The sequence below is a fragment of the Tsukamurella hominis genome (assembly GCF_965137015.1).
GTDB lineage: Bacteria > Actinomycetota > Actinomycetes > Mycobacteriales > Mycobacteriaceae > Tsukamurella > Tsukamurella hominis.
In genome coordinates this window covers 18,506-39,110 of sequence record NZ_CBCRZG010000021.1, presented here as the reverse complement: position 1 = coordinate 39,110, position 20,605 = coordinate 18,506, and the positions used below count along the sequence as shown (strand labels likewise).

The window sequence follows — 20,605 nt, the reverse complement described above, 5'->3', positions numbered from 1 at the left end:
CGTCGTTCGAGAAGTGCGCTACCGCTGCGGTGCGGCGGTGGGGACGATCGGTGCGGGCAGCGCGGTGTCGCCCATGAGGAAGCGGTCGACGGCGGCCGCGGCGCTGCGGCCCTCCGCGATGGCCCACACGATGAGAGACTGGCCGCGGCCGGCGTCGCCGGCGACGAAGACGCCCGGCACCGTCGACTGGAAGTCGTCGCCGCGGGCGACGTTGCCCCGCTCGCTGTACTCGACGCCCAGCTTGTCCAGCAGGTCGTCGCGCTGCGGGCCGACGAAGCCCATGGCCAGCAGCACGAGGTCGGCCTCGAGGGTGAAGTCGGTGCCCTCGACCTTCTCGAACCGGCCGCCCTCCATCTTCACCTCGTAGGCCTTGAGACCGGTGACCTTGCCGTCCTCGCCGATGAACTCCTCGGTGCTCACGGAGAAGACGCGCTCGCCGCCCTCCTCGTGGGCCGAGCTGATGCGGTACATGAGCGGGTAGGTCGGCCACGGGGTCGACTCGGCGCGCTCGCGCGGCGGGACCGGCATGATCTCGAACTGGTGCACGGTGGTCGCGCCCTGGCGCAGCGAGGTGCCCAGGCAGTCGGCGCCGGTGTCGCCGCCGCCGATGATGACGACCTTCTTGTCCTTGGCGTGCAGCGGCGGCAGGCCGTTCTCGTCGAGGACGTCGTCGCCGACCGCGGCACGGTTGGCCCAGGGCAGGAACTCCATCGCCTGGTGGATGCCGTCCAGCTCGCGGCCGGGGATCGGCAGGTCGCGCCACACGGTGGCGCCGTTGGCGAGCACGACCGCGTCGAAGTCCTCGCGGAGCTGCTCGACGGTCACGTCGACGCCCACGTTGACGCCCGTCTTGAAGACGGTGCCCTCGGCGTTCATCTGGGCGAGGCGGCGGTCGATGTGCCGCTTCTCCATCTTGAACTCGGGGATGCCGTAGCGAAGCAGGCCGCCGATCCGATCGGCGCGCTCGTAGACGGTCACGGTGTGGCCGCCGCGGGTGAGCTGCTGCGCCGCCGCGAGGCCCGCCGGGCCCGAGCCGACGACGGCGATCTTCTTGCCGGTCAGCTTGGTGGGGTGCTGCGGCGAGACCCAGCCCTCGTCGAAGGCCTTGTCGATGAGCTCGACCTCGACCTGCTTGATGGTGACGGGATCCTGGTTGATGCCCAGCACGCACGACGCCTCGCAGGGCGCGGGGCACAGCCGCCCGGTGAACTCCGGGAAGTTGTTCGTGGCGTGCAGCCGCTCGATGCCGTCGTACCAGCGGTCCTTGTACGCCAGCGTGTTCCACTCGGGGATCAGGTTCCCCAGCGGGCAGCCGTTGTGACAGAACGGGATACCGCAGTCCATGCACCGGGACGCCTGCTTGCGCAGGGTGGTCCCGTCGAAGGGCTTGTAGACCTCGTTCCAGTCCAGAAGCCGGAGCGGGACGGGCCGGCGGACCGGGGTCTCGCGCGAGTTGTGCTTCAGAAAGCCTTGCGGATCAGCCACGAGCGGCCTCCATCACTGCGTCGTCGATGTTGCGGCCGTCGAGTTCGGCGCGCTTGATGGCGGTGAGGACGCGCTTGTAGTCGCGCGGCATCACCTTGGCGAAGAGCTGGCGCTCCCGCGCCCAGTTGGCCAGGATCCGTTCCGCGACGGCGGAATCGGTGTAGCGGTAGTGGTCGGTCACGGCGCCGTGGACGAAGTCGATATCGGCCTCGTCGAGCGACTCCAGCTCCACCAGCTCGGTGTTGAGGTCGCGCTCGAACTGCCCGTCGGCGTTGTAGACGTAGGCCACGCCGCCGGACATGCCGGCGCCGAAGTTGCGTCCCGTGTCGCCGAGGACCACCACGCGGCCGCCGGTCATGTACTCGCAGCCGTGGTCGCCCACGCCCTCGACCACCGCGACGGCGCCCGAGTTGCGCACCGCGAACCGCTCGCCCGCCTTGCCGTTGAGGTAGACCTCGCCGGCGGTGGCGCCGAACAGGATCACGTTGCCCGCGATGATGTTGTCCGCGGCGACGAACTCCTCCGGGGCGTTGCGCGCCGGGCGGACCACGATCTTGCCGCCCGAGAGCCCCTTGCCCACGAAGTCGTTCGCGTCGCCCTCGAGGCGCAGCGTGATGCCCTTCGGCACGAAGGCGCCGAAGCTGTTGCCCGCGCTGCCCTTGAAGGTGATGTCGATGGTGTCCTCGGGGAGGCCGTCGGCGCCGTGCGCCTTGGTCACCTCGTGGCCCAGCATCGTGCCCACGGTGCGGTTGACGTTGGAGATCGGCGTCTCGATGGTGACCGGCGAGCCGGTCTCCACCGCGACCCGCGCCTGCGAGATCAGCTGCTGGTCCAGGGCCTTCTCAAGGCCGTGGTCCTGCGGCTGGCTGCAGTACAGGTCCTGCTTCATGAACGGCGAGTCCACCTGCGCCAGGATCGGCGAGAGGTCCAGCTTGCCGGCCTTGGCGCCGCCCCAGTGGGCCTGCGCCGCCGTGGTGTCGAGGATCTGCGACTGGCCGACGGCCTCCTGCAGCGTGCGGAAGCCCAGCTCGGCGAGCAGCTCGCGGACCTCCTCCGCGATGTAGAGGAAGAAGTTCTCCACGAACTCGGGCTTGCCGGTGAACCGGCGCCGCAGCACCGGGTTCTGGGTCGCCACGCCCACGGGGCAGGTGTCGAGGTGGCACACGCGCATCATGATGCAGCCGGAGACCACCAGCGGCGCGGTCGCGAAGCCGAACTCCTCGCCGCCGAGCAGCGCGGCGATGATGACGTCGCGGCCCGTCTTGAGCTGGCCGTCGACCTGCACGACGATCCGGTCGCGGAGGCCGTTGAGCAGCAGCGTCTGCTGGGTCTCGGCCAGGCCGATCTCCCAGGGCGCGCCCGCGTGCTTGACCGAGGTCAGCGGGGTGGCGCCGGTGCCGCCGTCATGGCCCGAGATGAGCACCACGTCGGCGTGCGCCTTCGAGACGCCGGCGGCGACGGTGCCCACGCCGATCTCCGAGACCAGTTTCACGTGAATCCGCGCCTGCGGGTTCGCGTTCTTCAGGTCGTGGATCAGCTGCGCCAGATCCTCGATCGAGTAGATGTCGTGGTGCGGCGGGGGCGAGATCAGGCCGACGCCGGGAGTCGAGCCGCGGACCTCGGCGACCCACGGGTACACCTTGTGCGGGGGCAGCTGGCCGCCCTCGCCGGGCTTCGCGCCCTGCGCCATCTTGATCTGGATGTCGGTGCAGTTGCTCAGGTAGTGCGAGGTCACGCCGAACCGGCCCGAGGCGACCTGCTTGATCGCCGAGCGGCGGAAGTCGCCGTTCTCGTCGGGCGTGAAGCGCCGCGGATCCTCGCCGCCCTCACCGGAGTTCGAGCGGCCGCCGAGGCGGTTCATGGCGATGGCCAGCGTCTCGTGCGCCTCGGCCGAGATCGAGCCGTAGCTCATGGCGCCGGTCGAGAAGCGCTTGACGATCTCGCTCGCGGGCTCCACCTCGTCGATGGAGATCGACGGGCGGTCGCTCTGGAAGCGGAACAGGCCGCGCAGCGACGCGAGCCGCTCGCTCTGGTCGTCGACCAGCTTCGTGTACTCCTTGAACACCTTGTACTGCCCGGTGCGCGTGGCGTGCTGCAGCTTGAAGACGGTGTCCGGGTTGAACAGGTGGTACTCGCCCTCGCGGCGCCACTGGTACTCGCCGCCCACCTCGAGCTCGCGGTGCGCCAGCTCCTCGGGGCGGTCGTTCATGGCGCGCTTGTGCCGCGCGGCGACGTCGGCGGCGATCTCGTCGAGGCCGATGCCGTCGAGCTGGCTCTGCAGGCCGGTGAAGAACTCGTCGACGACCTCCTGCGAGAGGCCGATCACCTGGAACAGCTGGGCGCCGGTGTACGAGGCCAGCGTCGAGATGCCCATCTTGGACATCACCTTGAGCACGCCCTTGCCGGCCGCCTTGACGTAGTTGGCGTTGAGCTTCTCCAGCGGAGTGCCGTTGAGCTCGCCGCGGATGTGCATGTCCTCGATGGTGGCGAAGGCCATGTACGGGTTGACCGCCGCGGCGCCGCAGCCGATGAGGGCCGCCATGTGGTGCACCTCGCGGGCGTCGCCCGACTCCACGATGAGGCCGACCTTGGTGCGGCTGCGCTCGCGCACCAGGTGGTGGTGCACGGCGGAGGTCAGCAGCAGCGACGGGATCGGCGCCAGCAGCCGGTCGGAGTTGCGGTCCGACAGGACGATCAGGCGCGCGCCGCCGTCGATGGCCTCGGAGACCTGGGTGCGCACGGTGTCGAGCGCCTCGCGCAGGCCCTTGCCGCCCTCGGCCACGTGGTACAGGCCCGGGATCACCACGGACCGGAACTCGGGCAGGGTGCCGTCGTCGTTGACCTTGACCAGCTTCTGCAGCTCGTCGTTGTTGAGGATCGGCTGCTCGAGGTGGATCTGGCGGCAGCTGATCGCCGCGGGGTTGAGCAGGTCGGACTCGCTGCCGATCGTGCCGCCGAGCGCGGTCACGATCTCCTCGCGGATCGCGTCGAGCGGCGGGTTGGTCACCTGCGCGAAGAGCTGCTGGAAGTAGTCGAACAGCAGGCGCGGGCGCAGCGAGAGCACGGCGACGGGGGTGTCGGTGCCCATGGAGCCGATCGCCTCGGCGCCGGTCTTCGCCATCGGCGTGAGCAGGAGGTCCAGCTCTTCGGTGGTGTAGCCGAACATCTGCTGCCGCTGCGTCACCCGGTCGTGCGCCATCACGGTGTGGGGGCGGTCCGGCAGATCCTTCAGGCGCAGCAGGCCCTCGTCGAGCCACTCCTGGTAGGGCTCGGCGGCGGCGAGCTCGCCCTTGATCTCCTCGTCGGAGACGATGCGGCCCTGCGCGGTGTCCACGAGGAACATGCGTCCCGGCTGCAGGCGAGTCTTGTAGACCACGTCGGCGTGGTCGATGTCGAGCACGCCCACCTCGGAGCCGAGCACGACGAGGCCGTCCTTGGTGACCCAGATGCGCGACGGGCGCAGGCCGTTGCGGTCGAGCACGGCGCCGATCACGGTGCCGTCGGTGAAGCAGACCGAGGCCGGCCCGTCCCACGGCTCCATGAGCGAGGAGTGGTACTCGTAGAACGCCCGGCGGGCCGGGTCCATGTCCTGGTGCCGCTCCCAGGCCTCGGGGATCATCATCAGCACGGCGTGCGGCAGGCTGCGGCCGCCGAGGTGCAGCAGCTCGAGCACCTCGTCGAAGCGCGCGGTGTCGGAGCCGCCCTCGGTGCAGATCGGGAAGATCTTGTCCGCGGCGTCCTCGCCGAAGGTCGAGACGTCGAGCAGCGCCTCGCGGGCCCGCATCCAGTTCTCGTTGCCGTTGACGGTGTTGATCTCACCGTTGTGGGCCACGCGTCGGTACGGGTGCGCGAGCGGCCAGCTCGGGAAGGTGTTGGTGGAGAAGCGCGAGTGCACCAGGCCGAGGGCCGACTCGACGCGCTCGTCCTGCAGGTCCACGAAGAAGCCGCGCAGCTGCGGGGTGGTCAGCATGCCCTTGTAGACGAAGGTCTGGCCGGACAGCGACGGGAAGTACACCGACTCCTCGCCCTGCGAGCCCGCGCCGGCACCGTCGGTCCCGAGCTCGCGCTCGACCCGCTTGCGGATCACGAAGCAGCGGCGCTCGAGGTCCATGCCCGAGAGGGGCGCACCGTCGGAATCCGTGCCGGCGATGAAGACCTGCCGCATGGTGGGCATGGCGTCGCGGGCGAGCGCGCCCAGCGAGCCGTCGTCGGTGGGCTGGTCGCGCCAGCCGAGGACCGTGAGGCCCTCCTCGGCGACGATGCGCTCGACGCCCTCGGCGGCCTTGGTCGCCTCGGCGGCGGCCTGCGGGAGGAAGGCGATGCCCGTGGCGTACGCGCCCTGGTGCGGCAGCTCGAAGTCCACGACCTCGCGGAAGAACCGGTCCGGGACCTGGATCAGGATGCCCGCGCCGTCACCGGTGTTGGGCTCGGCGCCCGCGGCACCGCGGTGCTCGAGGTTGACGAGGGCGGTGATGGCCTTGTCGACGATGTCCCGGGACTTGCGTCCGTGCATGTCCACCACGAAGGCGACGCCACAGGCGTCATGCTCGTTCGCGGGGTGGTACAGGCCCTGGGGGCCCGGGGGGACGAATCGGCTCATCGAATACCTGCCTCTACGCAGCGCCTCACGGCGGAACGGGTTCTTCAAGGTTCGGCGATCCGGGACTGCAGATCACCTCAGGCATCGTTGGCTGTACCGAAAATCTTAGTTTCCCCGCCTCGGATCACCAAATGAAAGGTCATCCTTACCGGGCTGGACCTGCGCTGATGCACCTGCGAACCTCCGCCGACCGCTCGTTTCGGCTAGGTTTCCACGACGTGACCGGAAACGATCCGGGCGAGCTGCTCACGGTGGGCCCGGGACTCGCCGTCGCGCTCGTCGCCCTCACCCTGACGGGCGCCGCCGTGGCGTGGCTCGGGCGCACCGGCTACGGCCCCGCGATCCTGGGTTCGACGGTCCGCGCGACGGTGCAGCTCGCGGTGCTCGGGATGGTGCTCAGCCTGATCGTGCGGAGCCTGTGGTTCACGGCGGCGTTCGTGCTGCTCATGGGCGTCACGGCGGGGTGGACGGCGGCCCGCCGCATCGTCGGGCGAAGGCCGCGGTGGTCGGAGCTGGCGGCGACGACCGCGGCGGTGGCCGGCCCGGCGGCGGTCCTGACGGTGGCGCTGATGGCCAGCGGGGTCCTTCCGGCGCGTGGGATCGCGGTGATCCCGGTGGCGGGCAGCGCGATCGGCGCCGCGATGGCCGGCGCGGGGCTCGCCGGGAAGCGGGCCCTCGAGGAGCTGGCCGCCCGCCGCGGCGAGCTGGAGGCGGGCCTCGCGCTGGGCCTGGACCCGCTGTTCGTGCGGCTGGAGCTGGCGCGCACCGCGGCCGCGACGGCCCTGATCCCCGCACTGGACCAGACGCGCACCGTCGGGCTGGTCACGATCCCCGGCGCCTTCGTGGGCATGGTGCTCGGCGGCGCCTCGCCCCTGGCCGCTGCGGTGATGCAGTTGTACGTGCTGATCGCGATCCTGTGCGTGACGCCGATCGCCGTCGTCGCCGTGACCTGGCTGGTCGCGGCCGGCCGGTACGAGACGGGCCCGCGGAACTACTGACCGCGTACGAAGGATCGCCGACGGAGCCTCGGTGCATCTCTGCGACCGGGACTCGGCGTGTCGTCACCGACACGCACCGAAGATCAGCGGGTGCCGATCGCGTCCAGCTCGGCGAGCGCGTCCTCCGGGAGTTCCAGTGCCGCGCCCGCGACGTTCTCGCGCAGGTGCACGACCGACGAGGTGCCCGGGATCAGCAGGATGTTCGGCGAACGCTGCAGCAGCCACGCGAGGGCGACCGCCATCGGGGTCGCGCCGAGCCGGGCCGCGACGGCGTTCAGCGCGTCCGACTGCAGCGGGCTGAATCCGCCGAGCGGGAAGTAGGGCACGTACGCGATGCCCTGCGCCGCCAGCGAATCCACGAGCTCGTCGTCAACGCGGTGGGCGATGTTGTAGAAGTTCTGCACGCACGCCACCGGCGCGATCGACTGCGCCTCGGCGACCTGCTCCGCGGTCACGGTGCTCACGCCGAGGTGCCGGATCAGGCCCTGCTGCTGCAGCTCGGCGAGCACGGTGAAGGGCTCGGCGATCGAGCCGGCGCTGGGGGTGTCGAAGTCGCCGACGCGCAGGTTCACCACGTCGATCACGTCGAGGCCGAGGCGTTCGAGGTTCTCGTCGACGGCGCGCCGCAGGTCGTCGGGCGCCAGCGCCGGCGGCCAGCCGCCCGTGTCGTCGCGGCGGGCGCCGACCTTGGTCACGATGTGCAGCGACTCCGGGTAGGGGCGCAGCGCCTCGCGGATGATCTCGTTGGTGACGAACGGCCCGTAGTAGTCGCTGGTGTCGATGTGCGTGATGCCGAGGTCGATCACGTCGTGCAGCACCTCGATCGCCGCCTCGCGGTCGGCGGGCGGGCCGAAGACGTGCGGCCCCGCGAGTTGCATGGCGCCGTAACCGAATCGGGTGACCGTGAGGTCGCCGCCGAGAGCGAACGTGCCGCCGGGCAGGGTGGTTGCAGTCATGCACCCATCATTGCACCGCGACCGCCCGGTGTCAGTGCCCGTGCTTGGCCTCGCGGACCTTCCGCCAGCGCTCCATCATCTCGGGGAGCTCGTCGATCATGAACTCGAAGAAGTCGCGCATCACCGAGAGCCGCTCGGCCGCGGGGCCACCCGTGGGCAGCTCCTCGATCCCCTCGATCGCGACGTCGCGCCACCGCTCCAGGATCGGGTTGCGGGCGGCGAAGGCCTCGTACCAGATGTCGTCGCCGAGGGTGATGAGGCTGTGCCGCGACCCCGGGACGTGCGTGCGGCGGATCATGCTCGTCTGCTCGAGGTACCGCACGGCGCCCGACACGGCGCCGGCGGACACCTGTAACCGCTCGGCGATCTGCGACGGCGTGAGCGCCGCCTCCGGCGACGTCAGCACCGCGGCGAAGACGCGGGATGCCATGCGCTGCATACCCGCGTCCACGAACGCGGCTGCCATGTTCTCCACGAAGTCCGGCGCGTCCATGCAGGTCACGATAGCCACAATTCAGACACTTCACAAATTTGTGAACTGAGCGTAGCGTCGGCGACATGACAACTGAAGTCATCCGCGTCGAGGGCCTCACCAAGACCTTCGGTAGCGCACACGCACTCACCGGACTCGACCTCCACGTGACACCCGGAGAGGTCCACGCCTTTCTCGGCCCCAACGGAGCGGGCAAGTCCACCACCATCCGCGTCCTCCTCGGCCTTCTGAAGAAGACCTCGGGCACCGTCGAGCTGCTGGGCGGCGACCCGTGGTCGCAGGCTCCCGAGCTGCACCGCCGCCTCGCCTACGTGCCGGGCGACGTGACGCTGTGGCCCAACCTGTCCGGCGGCGAGATCATCGACCTCATGGGGCGCCTGCGCGGTGGGCTCGACGAGGCGCGCCGGGCCGAGCTGATCGAGCGCTTCGCCCTCGACCCCGCGAAGAAGGCCCGCACCTACAGCAAGGGCAACCGGCAGAAGGTCGCGCTCGTCGCCGCCTTCGCCGCCCGCGCCGAGCTGATGATCCTCGACGAGCCCACCTCCGGCCTCGACCCGCTCATGGAGGAGGTCTTCACGCAGTGCCTCGCCGAGGCGAAGGCCGACGGCACGTCGATCCTGCTCTCGAGTCACATCCTGTCCGAGGTGGACCGGGTCGCCGACACCGTCACCATCATCAAGGACGGTGCGTCCGTCGAGACCGGTTCGCTGGCCTCGCTCCGCCACCTCTCCCGCACCCGGGTCGAGGCGACGCTGGCGCACCCCGTCGACCTCGCGAATACCGCGGGCGTGCACGACCTGCAGGCCGACGGTGACCGCGTCTCGTTCAGCGTCGAGGCGGCGGACCTCGGGCGCCTCCTCGGCGAACTGGCGGCCGCCGGCCCCACGTCGCTGACCAGCCGCCCGCCGACGCTCGAGGAGCTCTTCCTGCGGCACTACGACACCGCCGGGGCCGTGCGATGACCGGCCTCGGCGCCACCCTGCGGCTGGTGGTGCGGCGCGACCGCATCCAGCTGGTGGTGTGGCTCCTGCTCTACGTCGCGATGGCGGCGTCGGCCTACTCGACGGCGAAGACCACCTACGCCGACCAGGCCTCACTCGACTCCGCCGCGCGCGCCGCCAGCGAGAATCCCTCGCTCGTCGCGATGTTCGGCCCCGTCTACTCGGCCACCACCGGCGCCGTGGGCATGATCAAGATGGTCGTCATGATGGCGGCCGCCCTCGGGCTGCTCACCGGCCTGCTGGTGATCCGCCACACCCGCGCCGACGAGGAGTCCGGCCGCCGGGAGATGCTGGGCGCCTCCGCGATCGATCGCACCGCTCCCCCGCTCGCCGCGCTCATCGAGACCACCGCGCTGAGCCTGGCGATCGGCGTGCTCAGCGCGCTGACGCTGGTCGGCATGGGCGCGGATGCGCAGGGCAGCTTCATGTTCGGCGCTCTCTGGGCGTTCACCGGCATCGTCTTCGCCGCGTTCGCGCTGCTCTGCGCGCAGCTCACGGAGGGTGCGCGCGCCGCGCGCGGCCTGTTCGCCGTGGGCCTCGGCGGCGCCTACCTGCTCCGGGCCGTGGGCGACGTCTCCGTCATCCGGACCGACGGGACGCTGCCCGCCGAGCCCGGCTGGGAGTCGTGGCTCTCGCCGCTCGGCTGGGCGCAGCAGATCCGCCCGTTCGCCGACGACCGGCCCTGGCCGATCCTGCTGCTGCTCGCGGCGTCGGTGGTGCTCACCGCGGTGGCGCTACGGATCGCCGCGCAGCGCGACCTGGGTGCGGGCCTCATCCCCGTGGGCCGGGGCCGCGAGCGGGGCAGCGCCCTGCTCGGCTCCGTGGAGGCGCTGACCTGGCGGCTGCACCGCGGCCAGTTGATCGGCTGGAGCGTCGGCATGCTGGCCGTGGGCCTCGCCTTCGGCGGCATGGGCAGCGCGATCGATTCCCTGGCGGGCAACGCGGGGACGCGCGAGATGCTCGAGCGACTCGGCGGATCCGGCTCCAGCCTGCTGGACGTGTTCTTCGGCGCCGAGTTCTCCATCATGGGCATGGCGGTCGCCGCGCTGGGCATCTCGATCGTCAACACCGCCTGCTCCGAGGAGACCTCGGGCCGCGCGGAGTACCTGCTCTCGGCGCCGGTGGCGCGGCTGCGCTGGTACGCCTCGCACCTGACCGCGGCCGTGATCGCGACGACCGGGGTGAGCCTCGCCCTCGGCGTCGGCGTCTCTCTGACAGCCGGCCGCGAGCTGATCGTCCCCGCGCTGGCCGCGCTGCCGGCGGTGTGGGTGATCACGGCGATCGCCGCTCTCGCGGGCGCGATCTCGGCGCGCTGGTCGTCCGTGGGCTGGGTCGTGCTGGCGCTGTGCGTGACCACGATGATCGCCGACGTCCTGAAGCTCCCCGACTGGGTCGCGAAGGTCTCGCCGTTCAAGCACGTCGCGACGCAGCCCGGCGCCACCGTGCTCACCGGCGCCACGATCACCCTGGTGGTGATCGCCGCGGCGGGTCTGATCGCGGCCGCGTTCTCCGAGTCCCGTAGGGACCTGGCCGCGTAGGCGCCGACGTGAGCCCCGGTGGTGCCATCTCAGCACCGCCGGGGCAGCGGAGCCGGGATGCCGTCGCGCGCTTCCATACAGAAACTGAATAGCCCCAGGTCGACCCCCAACGATGGTCCACCACCTGCAGCTATTCAGTTTCTGTATGGATCGCCCGATCAAGTATCCGTCCACTGCCGGCGCCTGGCCCCATCACAGATCCGGGATACCGACCGTGTGAGACTGCATTCGTGACCAACGAACCGCCGCCCGACTCCTCTACGCCGGAAGATCCGACTCCGGACGACGCCGACCGGATGCCCGCTGTGACGGCGGAGTGGATCGCGCAGCCCGGCGACGCACGACGTGCGACGCTGACGGTCCTCCGGTCGCGTCGGACGTGGCTGCGAACGCTGGCGATCACCGTCGGCCTCGGGCTGTTCCTGGCCGCACTGTTCCTGATCATGGGCACGACATGGTGGGACCTGGCCATTCTGCTGGCGATCTTCATGCCGGTCTATTTCCTGCTGATCCCGCTGGCCACCGCCGCGTGTGCGCACCTGCAGAATCGCAAGGTGCTGCGAGCAGGCTCCCGCTGGGCGGCGGGGAGCGACGCGACCCGCATCCGGATCGACAACCCCGTCAACACAATCGTCATCGAACGCGCGAACATCGAGGCGGTCGAACCGTCCTGGGCGATGGTGATCCTCACGGTCCGTCCGAAACAGCGCTACGCCGTCCCCGCGGCGCTCTTCTCCGGCCTCCTGACGGACCGCACATTGCGGGCCACGGCGGACGATCTCAGCCTCTGAGACAGTTGACGTTTCACCTGAGAGACCCGGGGCTAACTTGAGAGATCAAAAGCCCTGCAAATGACTACTGACCGCAGCGAGCGAGTCAGCTGCGGTCAGTGCTCTCTCAGGATAACAGGAGAGTTGCGGTCATGCATATATCTCATCGCGATTCTTTTGTCACGGCGTTTTCGCGCTGCGACCGCATCGCTCCAGGAGCAGCCGGCCGGCGGGATAGGCGGCGAGCGACGCGGGCAGCGCCCCCGGACGCCCGGACTCCAGCACGGCCACCACGGCACCCAGCTCCGACGGTCCGCCGGGCTCCACGCCGAGCCGGCGCAGCGTCTGCCGGGCGACGGGCTCCGGCGAGTCGAAGACGGCGACGTCCCGCCCGGTCCGCTCGCGCAGCGCGGCCACGATCGGCTCCCTGACCAGCCCGTAGTGGGTGCAGCCCAGCACCACGGACTCGATGTCGTCCGGGGTCGCCGCGGCCGCCGCGGAGATCGCCGCCGCCACCCGCTCGGGGTCGCCGGAGTCGATCGCCTCGGCCAGGCCGTAGCAGGGGATGCGGTGCGCGAGGGCCGGGTCGGCGAAGGCGTCGATGAGCGAGGTCTGGTAGTCGCTCACCGTGGCGGCGGCCGTCGCCCAGACGGCGAAGGGGCGCCCCGTCGACCCCGCGGGGCGGATGGCGGGCACCACCCCGACGACGGGGACGGCGGGCTCGAAGCGGGCGCGGGCCGCCTCCAGCGCGTACATGGAGCCGGTGTTGCAGGCGACGATGATCGCGTCCACGTCGTAGCGGGCCGCGGCGCCGGCCATGGCGACCACGCACTCCGAGATCCGGGCCGGTTCCAGCAGGCCGTACGGCATGTTGTCGGGGTCGCGGGCCAGCACCAGCTCGGTGTCGGGCCGCACGCGGGAGAGGGCGTCGGCGTAGTTGACCATCCCGAAACCGGAGTCGATCACCGCTACGCGCATGCCCCGAATTTACCGGGCGAGCCGCAACCGGAAGACGGTGGTGGCGCCGTCGCGCCGGTAGTCGACGTCCCCGCCCAACAGGCGCGCGTTGTCCCGGGCGATGGCGAGCCCGAGGCCCGCTCCCCCGCCGGCACCGCGCGAGCGCGCCTCCTGGGCCTTCGCGAACCGCCCGAAGACCCGCTCCTCGTCGCCGGGCGGCACCCCCGGCCCGTGATCGCGGACCTCGACGATCGCACCGTCGACCGACGGAGCGACGGTCACCGTCACGGGCGGCGCGCCGTGCCGGACCGCGTTGCCCACCAGGTTGGTCACCACCGCCACGACGCGGCGGCGGTCGGACTCGGCGGTGAGCGGCGCACCGTCGACCCGAACGGAGTGCCAGCCGCGGGCCGAGAGCGCCTCGCGCAGGGCCCCGACCAGCTCGAAGGGTTCGCGTCGCACTTCGGCGGCCCCGGCGTCGAGGCGCGTCATCTCCAGCAGGTCGTCGACGAGACCGGCGAGCGTGTCGACCTCGGAGGCGACGAGCTCGGACGCACGCCGCAGGTCGGAGTCCGGGCCGAGGGTCGCGGCCTCCTCGCGCAGCACCTCGGCGGCGGGGACGAGCGCGGCGAGCGGGCTGCGCAGCTCGTGCGAGACGTCGCCGACGAACCGCCGCGACCGTGCGTCCTGGTGGCGCAAGACGTCGATCGACTCGTTCTGCCGGTCGAGCATGGAGTTGAAGGTGTCGGTGAGGTCGCGCAGCTCGGTCACGGTGGTCGCGGGCAGCCGCGCCTCGGTGTCGCCGTCCGTGACGCGCGCGGCGACTGCCTGGATCCGGCTCAGCGGCCGGGTCACCGTGCGCGCGACGATCAGCGCGACGAGGATGCCGAGCAGAGCGCTCCCCGCCACGGCGACGACGACCAGTAACGTGAGCCGGTTCAACCGGGCCCCGACGTCCTCGAGCGGGTGCACGCCGTAGATCACGACGCTCTCCGCGTCGAAGATCGTCGGCCGATTCACGCTGTGCGCGACCAGCACCTTCCCGTCGGGCAATCGCTGGAAACGGTACAGCGAAGGCACTGCTTCGAGTTCGCGCCGCATCGCGCCGGGGAAGTCCTGCGGGGGCGCGGAGCCCTGGCTGACGACCACGCCGTTGATCTCCACGGTGTAGTCGTCCGGCAACGTCTCCCGCACGCTCTCCTGGGTCCATCGGGCCGGACCCTCGCCGGTGCCGGGCACCCGCACCGCCTGGCGCTCAACCGTCTCCATGTCGTGCCGGAACGTGGTGAGCACGGCGTCCTGCGCGTCCTGATACACCCAGTCCCGCACCACCATCGCGACCGCGACGCCGGTGACGCCCGCCGTCAGGCAGGTCACGATCACGATGATCGCGAGGATCCGGGTGCGCAGGCCCGCGATCACGGCGTGGGCCGGAACCGGTAGCCGAAGCCACGCACCGTCTCGATGTGGCTGGTCCCGTCGGGCGGGTCGATCTTGGGGCGCAGCCGCAGGATCGCGTTGTCCACCAGCCGGGAGTCGCCGAGGAAGTCCTGGTTCCAGGCCATCGCCAGCAGCTGCTCGCGGCTGAGCACCTGGCCGGGATGGTCGGCGAAGGCGTACATCAGCCGCTTCTCGGTGGGCGTGAGCGGCAGGGGTGCACCGTCGCGCAGCACCTCCGCGCCGGCCCGGTCGACGGTCAGCGGACCGTCGTCCGACGGTGCCGCCACCTCGCCCGACGGTGCCGGGGCGGCGTCGGCAGGCGCGGAGCGGCGCAGCGCGGCCTTGATCCGGGCGTCGAGCACGCGCGGGCTGACGGGCTTGACCACGTAGTCGTCGGCGCCGGCCTCGAGCCCGGCGACGGTGTCGATGTCGTCCGAGCGGGCCGTGAGCATGAGGATCGGGACGGTGCTGGAGCGGCGGATGCGGCGGCACACGGCGAAGCCGTCCTCGCCGGGCAGGCCCACGTCGAGGATCACCGCATCGGCGGCGGTCACCCGCTGCTCGAGGTCGTCCGTGGCGGCGGCCAGGTGCTCGACGGTGTGGTCGAGCCGGCCGAGCGAGAGCGTCAGTGCGTCGACGATCGCCGGGTCATCCTCGATGAGCAGCAGTCTGACCACCCGTGAGGCTCCCTTCCACGTCGGAGGTCCAGGCCCAGGCGGCCTGACCGACCCGGACCACCGCGGCGGCGCCGACGGCCACCAACCATGCTCCCAGGACATCGCCGGGGCGGTGCCACTGTTGGGCGACGACGAGGACGGAGACCACGCTCCCGGCGCCGACGGCGACGAGGAGCGCGAGGGCCCGGTAGCGCCGCGCGGCGGAGCCGACGAGGATCACCGCGAGCGCCGCGACCACGGCGACGGTGTTGGACGGGAACGAGTTGAGCTCGGGGCCGATGCCGAAGGAGGGCCGCTCGAGCAGGGCCTTGAGGAGGTAGGCGCCGGCCACCGTCGAGCCGAGAACGAGCGCGGCGGAGACGGCGACCGTCTTGGACCGGCGGCTCGCGACGACCGCGGCCACGAGGAGGCCGCCGGCCGCGATCATCGGCAGCTGGTAGCGGCCCAGGGCGCCCTCGACGGGGTTCTCGACCCCGAACGCGGCGGAGATCGTCCGCATGAGCTCGTGGTCGATGACCTGGCCCGATGCGGTTCCGACGACCGCGAGGTAGAGCCCGGCGAAGGCCAGCGCGGCGACGACGGCCGTCGTCGCGGCGGTCCAGGGGCGTGTGGTTGCGAACATGACGTCGAGCATTGTCCCTCATCGTCGTCGGCCCGCCTCCGTTTCGCCCCGCGAATGTCACAGCCGTGTCGCAATCCGGGGGGGGCGTGCGGTGCGGGAACGCGCGGCGCCGCGGGGGTGAGGTCCGCGGCGCCGCGCCGGCGCGTCGCTAGGCGTGGGTGAGAGTGTCCGCCTCCACGACCGCCGAGTCCGTCACCCGCAGCACCCGGCCGGACGCGATGTCGAAGAACAGGCCGATGACCTCGACCCGCCCCGCGGCGACCGCGTCCCGCACCAACGGGTGCTCCGCCACCGCCGCCACCTGCACGGCGACGTTGACCAGGGAGAGCTGGTCGGCGGTGCCGAAGCCCTGGTCCGCCGCCGCGGCACGGACCGGGTGCCCGGCGCGGAAGGCCGCGGTCGACGGTGCCGCGTGCTCGATCCAGCGCTCGATCGTCGGGGGCACGGCGGGCGAGGTGAGCGCGACGCCCATCGCGCCGCACGCCGAGTGCCCGCAGACGATGATCTGCCGGACCGCGAGTTGGTCGACGGCGTAGGAGAGCGAAGCCTCGATCGACGGGTCCGTGCCCGCGGGCGGGACCAGGTTGCCCACGTTGCGGACGGTGAACAGGTCGCCCGGGCCGCTGCCCGTGATGACGTTCGGCACGACCCGCGAGTCGGCGCAGGTGAGGAACAGCGCCTCCGGCTTCTGACCGCCGCTGAGCTGGTCGAAGTCGTCGCTGAGCAGGGCCGCGTGCCGCCGGTGGTAGCGGGCGATCCCGTCGGCGAGGCCGCCGCGGGCGTGCGCGCGCCAGGGCAGCAGGCCGCGCTCGGCCGGCCGTTCCGTGGTCCGACGGGGCGTGACCGTCGCGGCCGCGTCGAGAGCCGCACCGCCCAGGTCGTCGACGGTGACGGTCCCGCCCGCGGCCCGGTAGCGCCGCGCCCACTCCTGGATCTCCTCCGCCGCCGCGTGGTCGAGGAAGTCGACGGTGAGCTCGATCGCGACGTCCTGCCCGGGCGGGACGGTCGCGAGCACCCGCGTCAGGCGCGGCAGCGAGAAGAAGGACAGCGTCCCGTCGACGGTGACGTGCCAGCGCCCGGCACCGTCGACCACGGCCTCGATGTGGGCCCGCGCGACGCGCCACAGGACGAGGACCAGCGCGACGACCAGCCCGGCGAGCACGCCCTCGAGCAGGTTGAGGAACAGGACGCCGCCGATGGTGACGGCGTAGACGAGCAGGTCGCCCGTGCGGCGGGCGGTGCGGATGTGGGCGATCTTCACGAGCTGGACGCCGATCACGATGAGCAGGCCGGCGAGGGCGGAGGTGGGGATCTTCTCGACGAGGCCGGAGAGCGCGACGGAGAAGAGGAGCAGCCAGACGCCGTGCAGGACCGCGGACCAGCGGGTGCGGGCCCCGGCGGCGACGTTGGTCGCGCTGCGCACGATGACGCCGGTGACGGGGAGTCCGCCGAGCAGGCCGGAGACGGTGTTGGCCGCGCCCTGGCCGACGAGCTCGCGGTCGAGATTCGTCTTGGCGCCGTCGTGCATGCGGTCGGTGGCGACCGCGGAGAGCAGGGATTCGACGCTGGCGATGAGCGCGACCGTGAGGACGCCCAGGGCGACGGCGCCCCAGTTCCCGGTGGGCATGGCGGGCAGGCCGATCGCGTCGATGATGGAGCCGTTCAGGCGGATCCGCTCGACGTTCATCGGGACGACGAGGGAGAGCACCGTCGCTGCCGTCACCGCGACGAGGGCGCCGGGGACGCGCCGCCACGTCGCGGGCAGCTTCGGCCAGAGCACCATCACCGCGATCACGACGAGGCCGACGGCGAGGTCGGGCCAGTGCAGGGCGCCGATCCGCGAGGGCAGCTCCGTGAGGTTCTGCAGCACCGAGCTGCGCGAGGAGCCGCCGAGCAGGACGTGGGCCTGCTGGATCACGATCGTGACGCCGATGCCGGCGAGCATGGCGTGCACCACGACCGGCGAGATGGCCAGCGCCGCACGGGCGATCCGGCTCAGACCCAGTCCGATCTGCACCAGGCCCGCGGCGACAGTGATCGCCGTGGTCACCTTCCAGCCGAAGGTCGCGATGAGTTCGGCGACGACCACCGTGAGGCCCGCGGCCGGGCCGCTGACGAGCAGCGGCGAGCCGCCCATCAGGCCGCCGACGATGCCGCCGATCACGCCCGCGATGAGGCCCGCCATGAGCGGCGCGCCCGAGGCGAGCGCGATGCCGAGGGACAGTGGCAGCGCCACGAGGAAGACGACGATCGACGACGGCCCGTCGAAACGCGCTATGTCTCTGAGTTTCTCCTGCATGGACACCACTGTGCGGGCGCGGTGTGGCCGCCCCGCCGCGATGCCGTGAAGGTTCCGTGAAGCCCGCGATCAGGGCGCGGGGAGCGTGAACGCGAAGACGGCACCGCGGCCGGGGCCGGCGGACTCGACCCACAGGTGACCGTCGTGGGCGGTCACGATCGCGCGGCTGATGGTGAGACCCACGCCGCTGCCGCCGTGGTCACGATCCCGGGCGACATCGGTGCGGTAGAAGCGCTCGAAGATCCAGGGCAGGTGCTCGGCGGCGATGCCGTCGCCGTGATCGACCACCGCGATCCGGATCCGGCGGTGCGGATGGCCGTCGGCCTCGAGTTCGACATACCCACCCGGGTCGCTGTGCCGCAACGCGTTCGAGAGCAGGTTCGCCAACACCTGGTCGAGGCGCTGGCGGTCCGCCCGGATCGCGCGACGCGCCCCAGCGCCGATCCGCAGGTGCAGCCGCACCCCTTTGTCCGCGTACGCCCGCGCCGCCGCGGCGGCCGCGGCCTCGAGCGCCTCGATCACGTCGACCGCGCTGGGCCGCAGGTTCAGCGCGCCCTCCTCCGCGTGCGACACGGACAGCACGTCGTCCGTGAGCCGCGCCAGGCGCGTGGTCTGCGTGCGCAGCATGGTGAGGGTCGCGGCGTCCGGCTCGACGACCCCGTCGGCGATGCCCTCGAGGTAGCCGTCGAGAACGCTGACCGGCGTGCGGATCTCGTGCGCGAGGTCGGCGAGCAACCTCCGCCTCGATTGGTCGCTGGACTCGAGCTGCACCGCCATCTCGTTGAACGCCGACACCAGTCCGTCCGCCTCCGGCCCCAGCGCGACGGGGGCGACGCGCACCCCCGAGCGGCCGTCGGCGACCTGCCGCGCGGCGCCCTCCAGCTTCGCCATCGTGCGACCCAGGCGACGCGCGATGAACACGCTCGCCACGACGGAGAACGCCACCGCGGAACCGAATCCGAAGATCACGGCGACCACGTTCACCGACACGGCGCCGGTGCGCCCCAGGATCAGCGGCCACACCACGAAGTCGACCACGGCGGTCATGGCGAGCGTTCCCAGCGAGACGGCCATGAGCATGCCGCCCATCCGCCCGCCCATCCCGATGTCGCGCATCCGCCTCATCCGGGGCCCATCCGGTAGCCCACGCCGCGCACCGTGCGCACGAAGCGCGGGTCGCCGGCATCGTCGCCCAGCTTCCGCCGCACGCGGCCCACGTGCACGTCGACGAGCCGTTCGTCGCCGACCCAGCCCGGGCCCCAGATGGATTCGATGAGCTGCGCGCGCGAGAAGGCGACGTTGGGGCTGCGCGCGAGGGTGGCCAGCACGTCGAACTCGGTGGCGGTGAGCTCGACGACACGCTCTCCCACCCGGACCTCGCGCCCCAGCGGATCGACCGTGAGCTCGCCGAACCGACGGGCGGCGGCGGCACCGTCGGGCAGGGTGCGCGGGCGGCGCAGCATGGCCCGCACCCGCGCCACCACCTCGCGCGGGCTGAAGGGCTTGACGAGGTAGTCGTCGGCGCCGACGGACAGGCCGACGATCTTGTCCAGCTCGTCGCCGCGCGCGGTGAGCATGATGACGTAGGCGTCGCTGAACGACCGCACGGCGCGGCAGACCTCCAGCCCGTCGAGGCGCGGCAGGCCGATGTCGAGCAGGATCACCGCCGGCTCGAGCTCGCGCGCCAGGGCCAGCCCGCGCTCGCCGTCGGCGGCGGTGGTGACGTCGAAGCCGTCGCGGGTGAGGTACTCCTGCGCCAGCCTGGCGAGAGCGGGTTCGTCCTCGATCACGAGTACTTTGTGGGTGTTCATTCTTCATATAGTAATATGCGCATGTGCTGATTCCAGACCCTCCGGCGCCGGCACCGTCGATCCTGGGCATGCTCTCCTGGGATCCGCCCGCGCTCCCCGTGCTGCCGCTGGCGGCGGCGGTCGCGGCCGCGCTGTACCTGCTGGGGGTGCGGACGGTGCGCCGGAAGGGCCGACGGTGGCCGGCCGCGCGCGTCGTGAGCTTCCTGCTCGGCTGCGTCGTGCTCGCGGGCGTCACCGGGCTGCGGATCGAGGCCTACTCGTGGCACCTGTTCAGCGCGTTCATGTTCCAGCAGCTCACTCTGTCGATCCTGGTGCCACCGCTGCTCGTCGGCGGGGCGCCCGGCGTGCTGCTGCTGCGCGCGACGCCGCACCGCGGGCTCGGCCGGATCGTGCTCGGGGCCGCGCTCGGCCTGCTGCGCAGCCCCGCCCCGCGGATCCTGCTGCACTCGGGCTTCACCATCCCGCTGTTCCTGATGAGCTACTACGGCGTCTACCTCGGCGGCGTGGTCGACGCGATCGGCGGGACGTGGCTCGGGCACACCGCGCTGCAGGTCTTCTTCCTGGGCGCGGGCCTGCTGTTCATCATCCCGATCCTCTCGATCGGCCCGCTGCCCGGCCGCGACTCCTGGCTGATGCGCTTCTTCGACATCTTCATCGAGATGCCCCTGCACGTCTTCATCGGCGTGATCCTCATGATGGCGACGACGCCCGTGGTCGGCCTCTTCGCCGCGCCGCCGGCCGCGTGGGGCATCGACCCGCTCCGCGACCAGTCCATCGCCGGGGCCCTGGCCTGGTCCTACGGCGAGCCCATCGCGATGATCACGACCTGCCTGTTCGCGCTGCGCTGGCGCCGGTCCGAGCGGCGCGACGCCGAGCGGGCGGGGGCGGACCGTCGGGAAGAGGACGAACGCGAGGCGTACAACGCCTACCTGCGCGAACTGCGTCGTCAGTAGTCTGG

General features: G+C 71.6%; 16 protein-coding genes. 5 read left to right on the top strand and 11 right to left on the bottom strand.

The window, feature by feature from the left end:
* Positions 1 to 18: 18 nt before the first annotated feature.
* Both ACM9LD_RS20540 and gltB read right to left on the bottom strand, forming a co-directional pair.
* On the bottom strand, positions 19 to 1,485 hold the full coding sequence (locus ACM9LD_RS20540) for a glutamate synthase subunit beta (protein WP_415678399.1): 1,467 nt from the start codon (positions 1,483 to 1,485) through the stop codon (positions 19 to 21).
* Complete coding sequence (gene gltB, locus ACM9LD_RS20535) at positions 1,478 to 6,085, bottom strand: glutamate synthase large subunit (RefSeq protein ID WP_415678398.1); 4,608 nt, start codon at positions 6,083 to 6,085, stop codon at positions 1,478 to 1,480. The genes ACM9LD_RS20540 and gltB overlap by 8 nt, the downstream gene beginning before the upstream one ends.
* 218 nt (positions 6,086 to 6,303) lie before the next feature.
* Here gltB and ACM9LD_RS20530 point away from each other — a divergent pair, with 218 nt between their 5' ends.
* Positions 6,304 to 7,083, top strand: coding sequence for an ABC transporter permease (locus ACM9LD_RS20530; RefSeq protein WP_415678397.1), 780 nt, complete (start codon positions 6,304 to 6,306; stop codon positions 7,081 to 7,083).
* 83 nt (positions 7,084 to 7,166) lie between these two features.
* On the opposite strand, the gene ACM9LD_RS20525 is transcribed toward ACM9LD_RS20530, so the two are convergent.
* Positions 7,167 to 8,039 (bottom strand): aldo/keto reductase family oxidoreductase, encoded by an 873-nt coding sequence (locus ACM9LD_RS20525; protein ID WP_415678396.1) that lies wholly within the window; start codon positions 8,037 to 8,039, stop codon positions 7,167 to 7,169.
* Positions 8,040 to 8,070: 31 nt separating this feature from the next.
* Complete coding sequence (locus tag ACM9LD_RS20520) at positions 8,071 to 8,532, bottom strand: GbsR/MarR family transcriptional regulator (protein ID WP_224644900.1); 462 nt, start codon at positions 8,530 to 8,532, stop codon at positions 8,071 to 8,073.
* A gap of 65 nt (positions 8,533 to 8,597) precedes the next feature.
* Here ACM9LD_RS20520 and ACM9LD_RS20515 point away from each other — a divergent pair, with 65 nt between their 5' ends.
* From ACM9LD_RS20515 to ACM9LD_RS20505, 3 genes are all read left to right on the top strand, one after another.
* Complete coding sequence (locus ACM9LD_RS20515) at positions 8,598 to 9,494, top strand: ABC transporter ATP-binding protein (protein ID WP_415678395.1); 897 nt, start codon at positions 8,598 to 8,600, stop codon at positions 9,492 to 9,494.
* On the top strand, positions 9,491 to 11,071 hold the full coding sequence (locus ACM9LD_RS20510; RefSeq protein WP_415678394.1) for an ABC transporter permease: 1,581 nt from the start codon (positions 9,491 to 9,493) through the stop codon (positions 11,069 to 11,071). Before ACM9LD_RS20515 ends, ACM9LD_RS20510 begins: the two co-directional genes overlap by 4 nt.
* A 230-nt stretch (positions 11,072 to 11,301) precedes the next feature.
* Positions 11,302 to 11,862: a hypothetical protein gene (locus ACM9LD_RS20505; protein WP_415678393.1), complete on the top strand. Its 561-nt coding sequence runs from the start codon at positions 11,302 to 11,304 to the stop codon at positions 11,860 to 11,862.
* A 159-nt stretch (positions 11,863 to 12,021) separates the two neighbouring features.
* Here ACM9LD_RS20505 and ACM9LD_RS20500 read toward each other — a convergent pair whose 3' ends face one another.
* The 7 genes from ACM9LD_RS20500 to ACM9LD_RS20470 form a co-directional block, all read right to left on the bottom strand.
* On the bottom strand, positions 12,022 to 12,819 hold the full coding sequence (locus ACM9LD_RS20500; protein WP_415678392.1) for a glutamate racemase: 798 nt from the start codon (positions 12,817 to 12,819) through the stop codon (positions 12,022 to 12,024).
* Positions 12,820 to 12,828: 9 nt separating this feature from the next.
* Positions 12,829 to 14,220 (bottom strand): sensor histidine kinase, encoded by a 1,392-nt coding sequence (locus ACM9LD_RS20495; RefSeq protein WP_415678391.1) that lies wholly within the window; start codon positions 14,218 to 14,220, stop codon positions 12,829 to 12,831.
* Complete coding sequence (locus tag ACM9LD_RS20490) at positions 14,217 to 14,915, bottom strand: response regulator (protein ID WP_415678390.1); 699 nt, start codon at positions 14,913 to 14,915, stop codon at positions 14,217 to 14,219. The genes ACM9LD_RS20495 and ACM9LD_RS20490 overlap by 4 nt, the downstream gene beginning before the upstream one ends.
* A complete protein-coding gene (locus tag ACM9LD_RS20485) occupies positions 14,887 to 15,537 on the bottom strand; it encodes a hypothetical protein (protein ID WP_224644894.1) in 651 nt (216 codons plus the stop codon). The genes ACM9LD_RS20490 and ACM9LD_RS20485 overlap by 29 nt, the downstream gene beginning before the upstream one ends.
* A 148-nt stretch (positions 15,538 to 15,685) precedes the next feature.
* On the bottom strand, positions 15,686 to 17,836 hold the full coding sequence (locus ACM9LD_RS20480; RefSeq protein WP_415678389.1) for a solute carrier family 23 protein: 2,151 nt from the start codon (positions 17,834 to 17,836) through the stop codon (positions 15,686 to 15,688).
* Between the two features lie 69 nt (positions 17,837 to 17,905).
* A complete protein-coding gene (locus ACM9LD_RS20475; RefSeq protein ID WP_415678388.1) occupies positions 17,906 to 18,952 on the bottom strand; it encodes a sensor histidine kinase in 1,047 nt (348 codons plus the stop codon).
* Between the two features lie 5 nt (positions 18,953 to 18,957).
* A complete protein-coding gene (locus ACM9LD_RS20470; protein ID WP_415678387.1) occupies positions 18,958 to 19,647 on the bottom strand; it encodes a response regulator in 690 nt (229 codons plus the stop codon).
* A 68-nt stretch (positions 19,648 to 19,715) separates the two neighbouring features.
* On the opposite strand from ACM9LD_RS20470, the gene ACM9LD_RS20465 reads away from it, so the two are divergent.
* Entirely contained in the window at positions 19,716 to 20,600 is an 885-nt protein-coding gene (locus ACM9LD_RS20465; RefSeq protein WP_415678425.1) for a cytochrome c oxidase assembly protein, read from the top strand.
* Positions 20,601 to 20,605: the final 5 nt, after the last annotated feature.

What these genes read in the sequence shown, in the direction of transcription:
- ACM9LD_RS20470 (WP_415678387.1), bottom strand. Translation starts at nt 19,647, where the DNA reads ATGAACACCCACAAAGTACTCGTGATCGAGGACGAACCCGCTCTCGCC.
- ACM9LD_RS20480 (WP_415678389.1), bottom strand. Translation starts at nt 17,836, where the DNA reads ATGCAGGAGAAACTCAGAGACATAGCGCGTTTCGACGGGCCGTCGTCG.
- ACM9LD_RS20465 (WP_415678425.1), top strand. Translation starts at nt 19,716, where the DNA reads ATGCTCTCCTGGGATCCGCCCGCGCTCCCCGTGCTGCCGCTGGCGGCG.
- gltB (WP_415678398.1), bottom strand. Translation starts at nt 6,085, where the DNA reads ATGAGCCGATTCGTCCCCCCGGGCCCCCAGGGCCTGTACCACCCCGCG.
- ACM9LD_RS20525 (WP_415678396.1), bottom strand. Translation starts at nt 8,039, where the DNA reads ATGACTGCAACCACCCTGCCCGGCGGCACGTTCGCTCTCGGCGGCGAC.
- ACM9LD_RS20520 (WP_224644900.1), bottom strand. Translation starts at nt 8,532, where the DNA reads ATGGACGCGCCGGACTTCGTGGAGAACATGGCAGCCGCGTTCGTGGAC.
- ACM9LD_RS20515 (WP_415678395.1), top strand. Translation starts at nt 8,598, where the DNA reads ATGACAACTGAAGTCATCCGCGTCGAGGGCCTCACCAAGACCTTCGGT.
- ACM9LD_RS20510 (WP_415678394.1), top strand. Translation starts at nt 9,491, where the DNA reads ATGACCGGCCTCGGCGCCACCCTGCGGCTGGTGGTGCGGCGCGACCGC.
- ACM9LD_RS20475 (WP_415678388.1), bottom strand. Translation starts at nt 18,952, where the DNA reads ATGCGCGACATCGGGATGGGCGGGCGGATGGGCGGCATGCTCATGGCC.
- ACM9LD_RS20485 (WP_224644894.1), bottom strand. Translation starts at nt 15,537, where the DNA reads ATGTTCGCAACCACACGCCCCTGGACCGCCGCGACGACGGCCGTCGTC.
- ACM9LD_RS20500 (WP_415678392.1), bottom strand. Translation starts at nt 12,819, where the DNA reads ATGCGCGTAGCGGTGATCGACTCCGGTTTCGGGATGGTCAACTACGCC.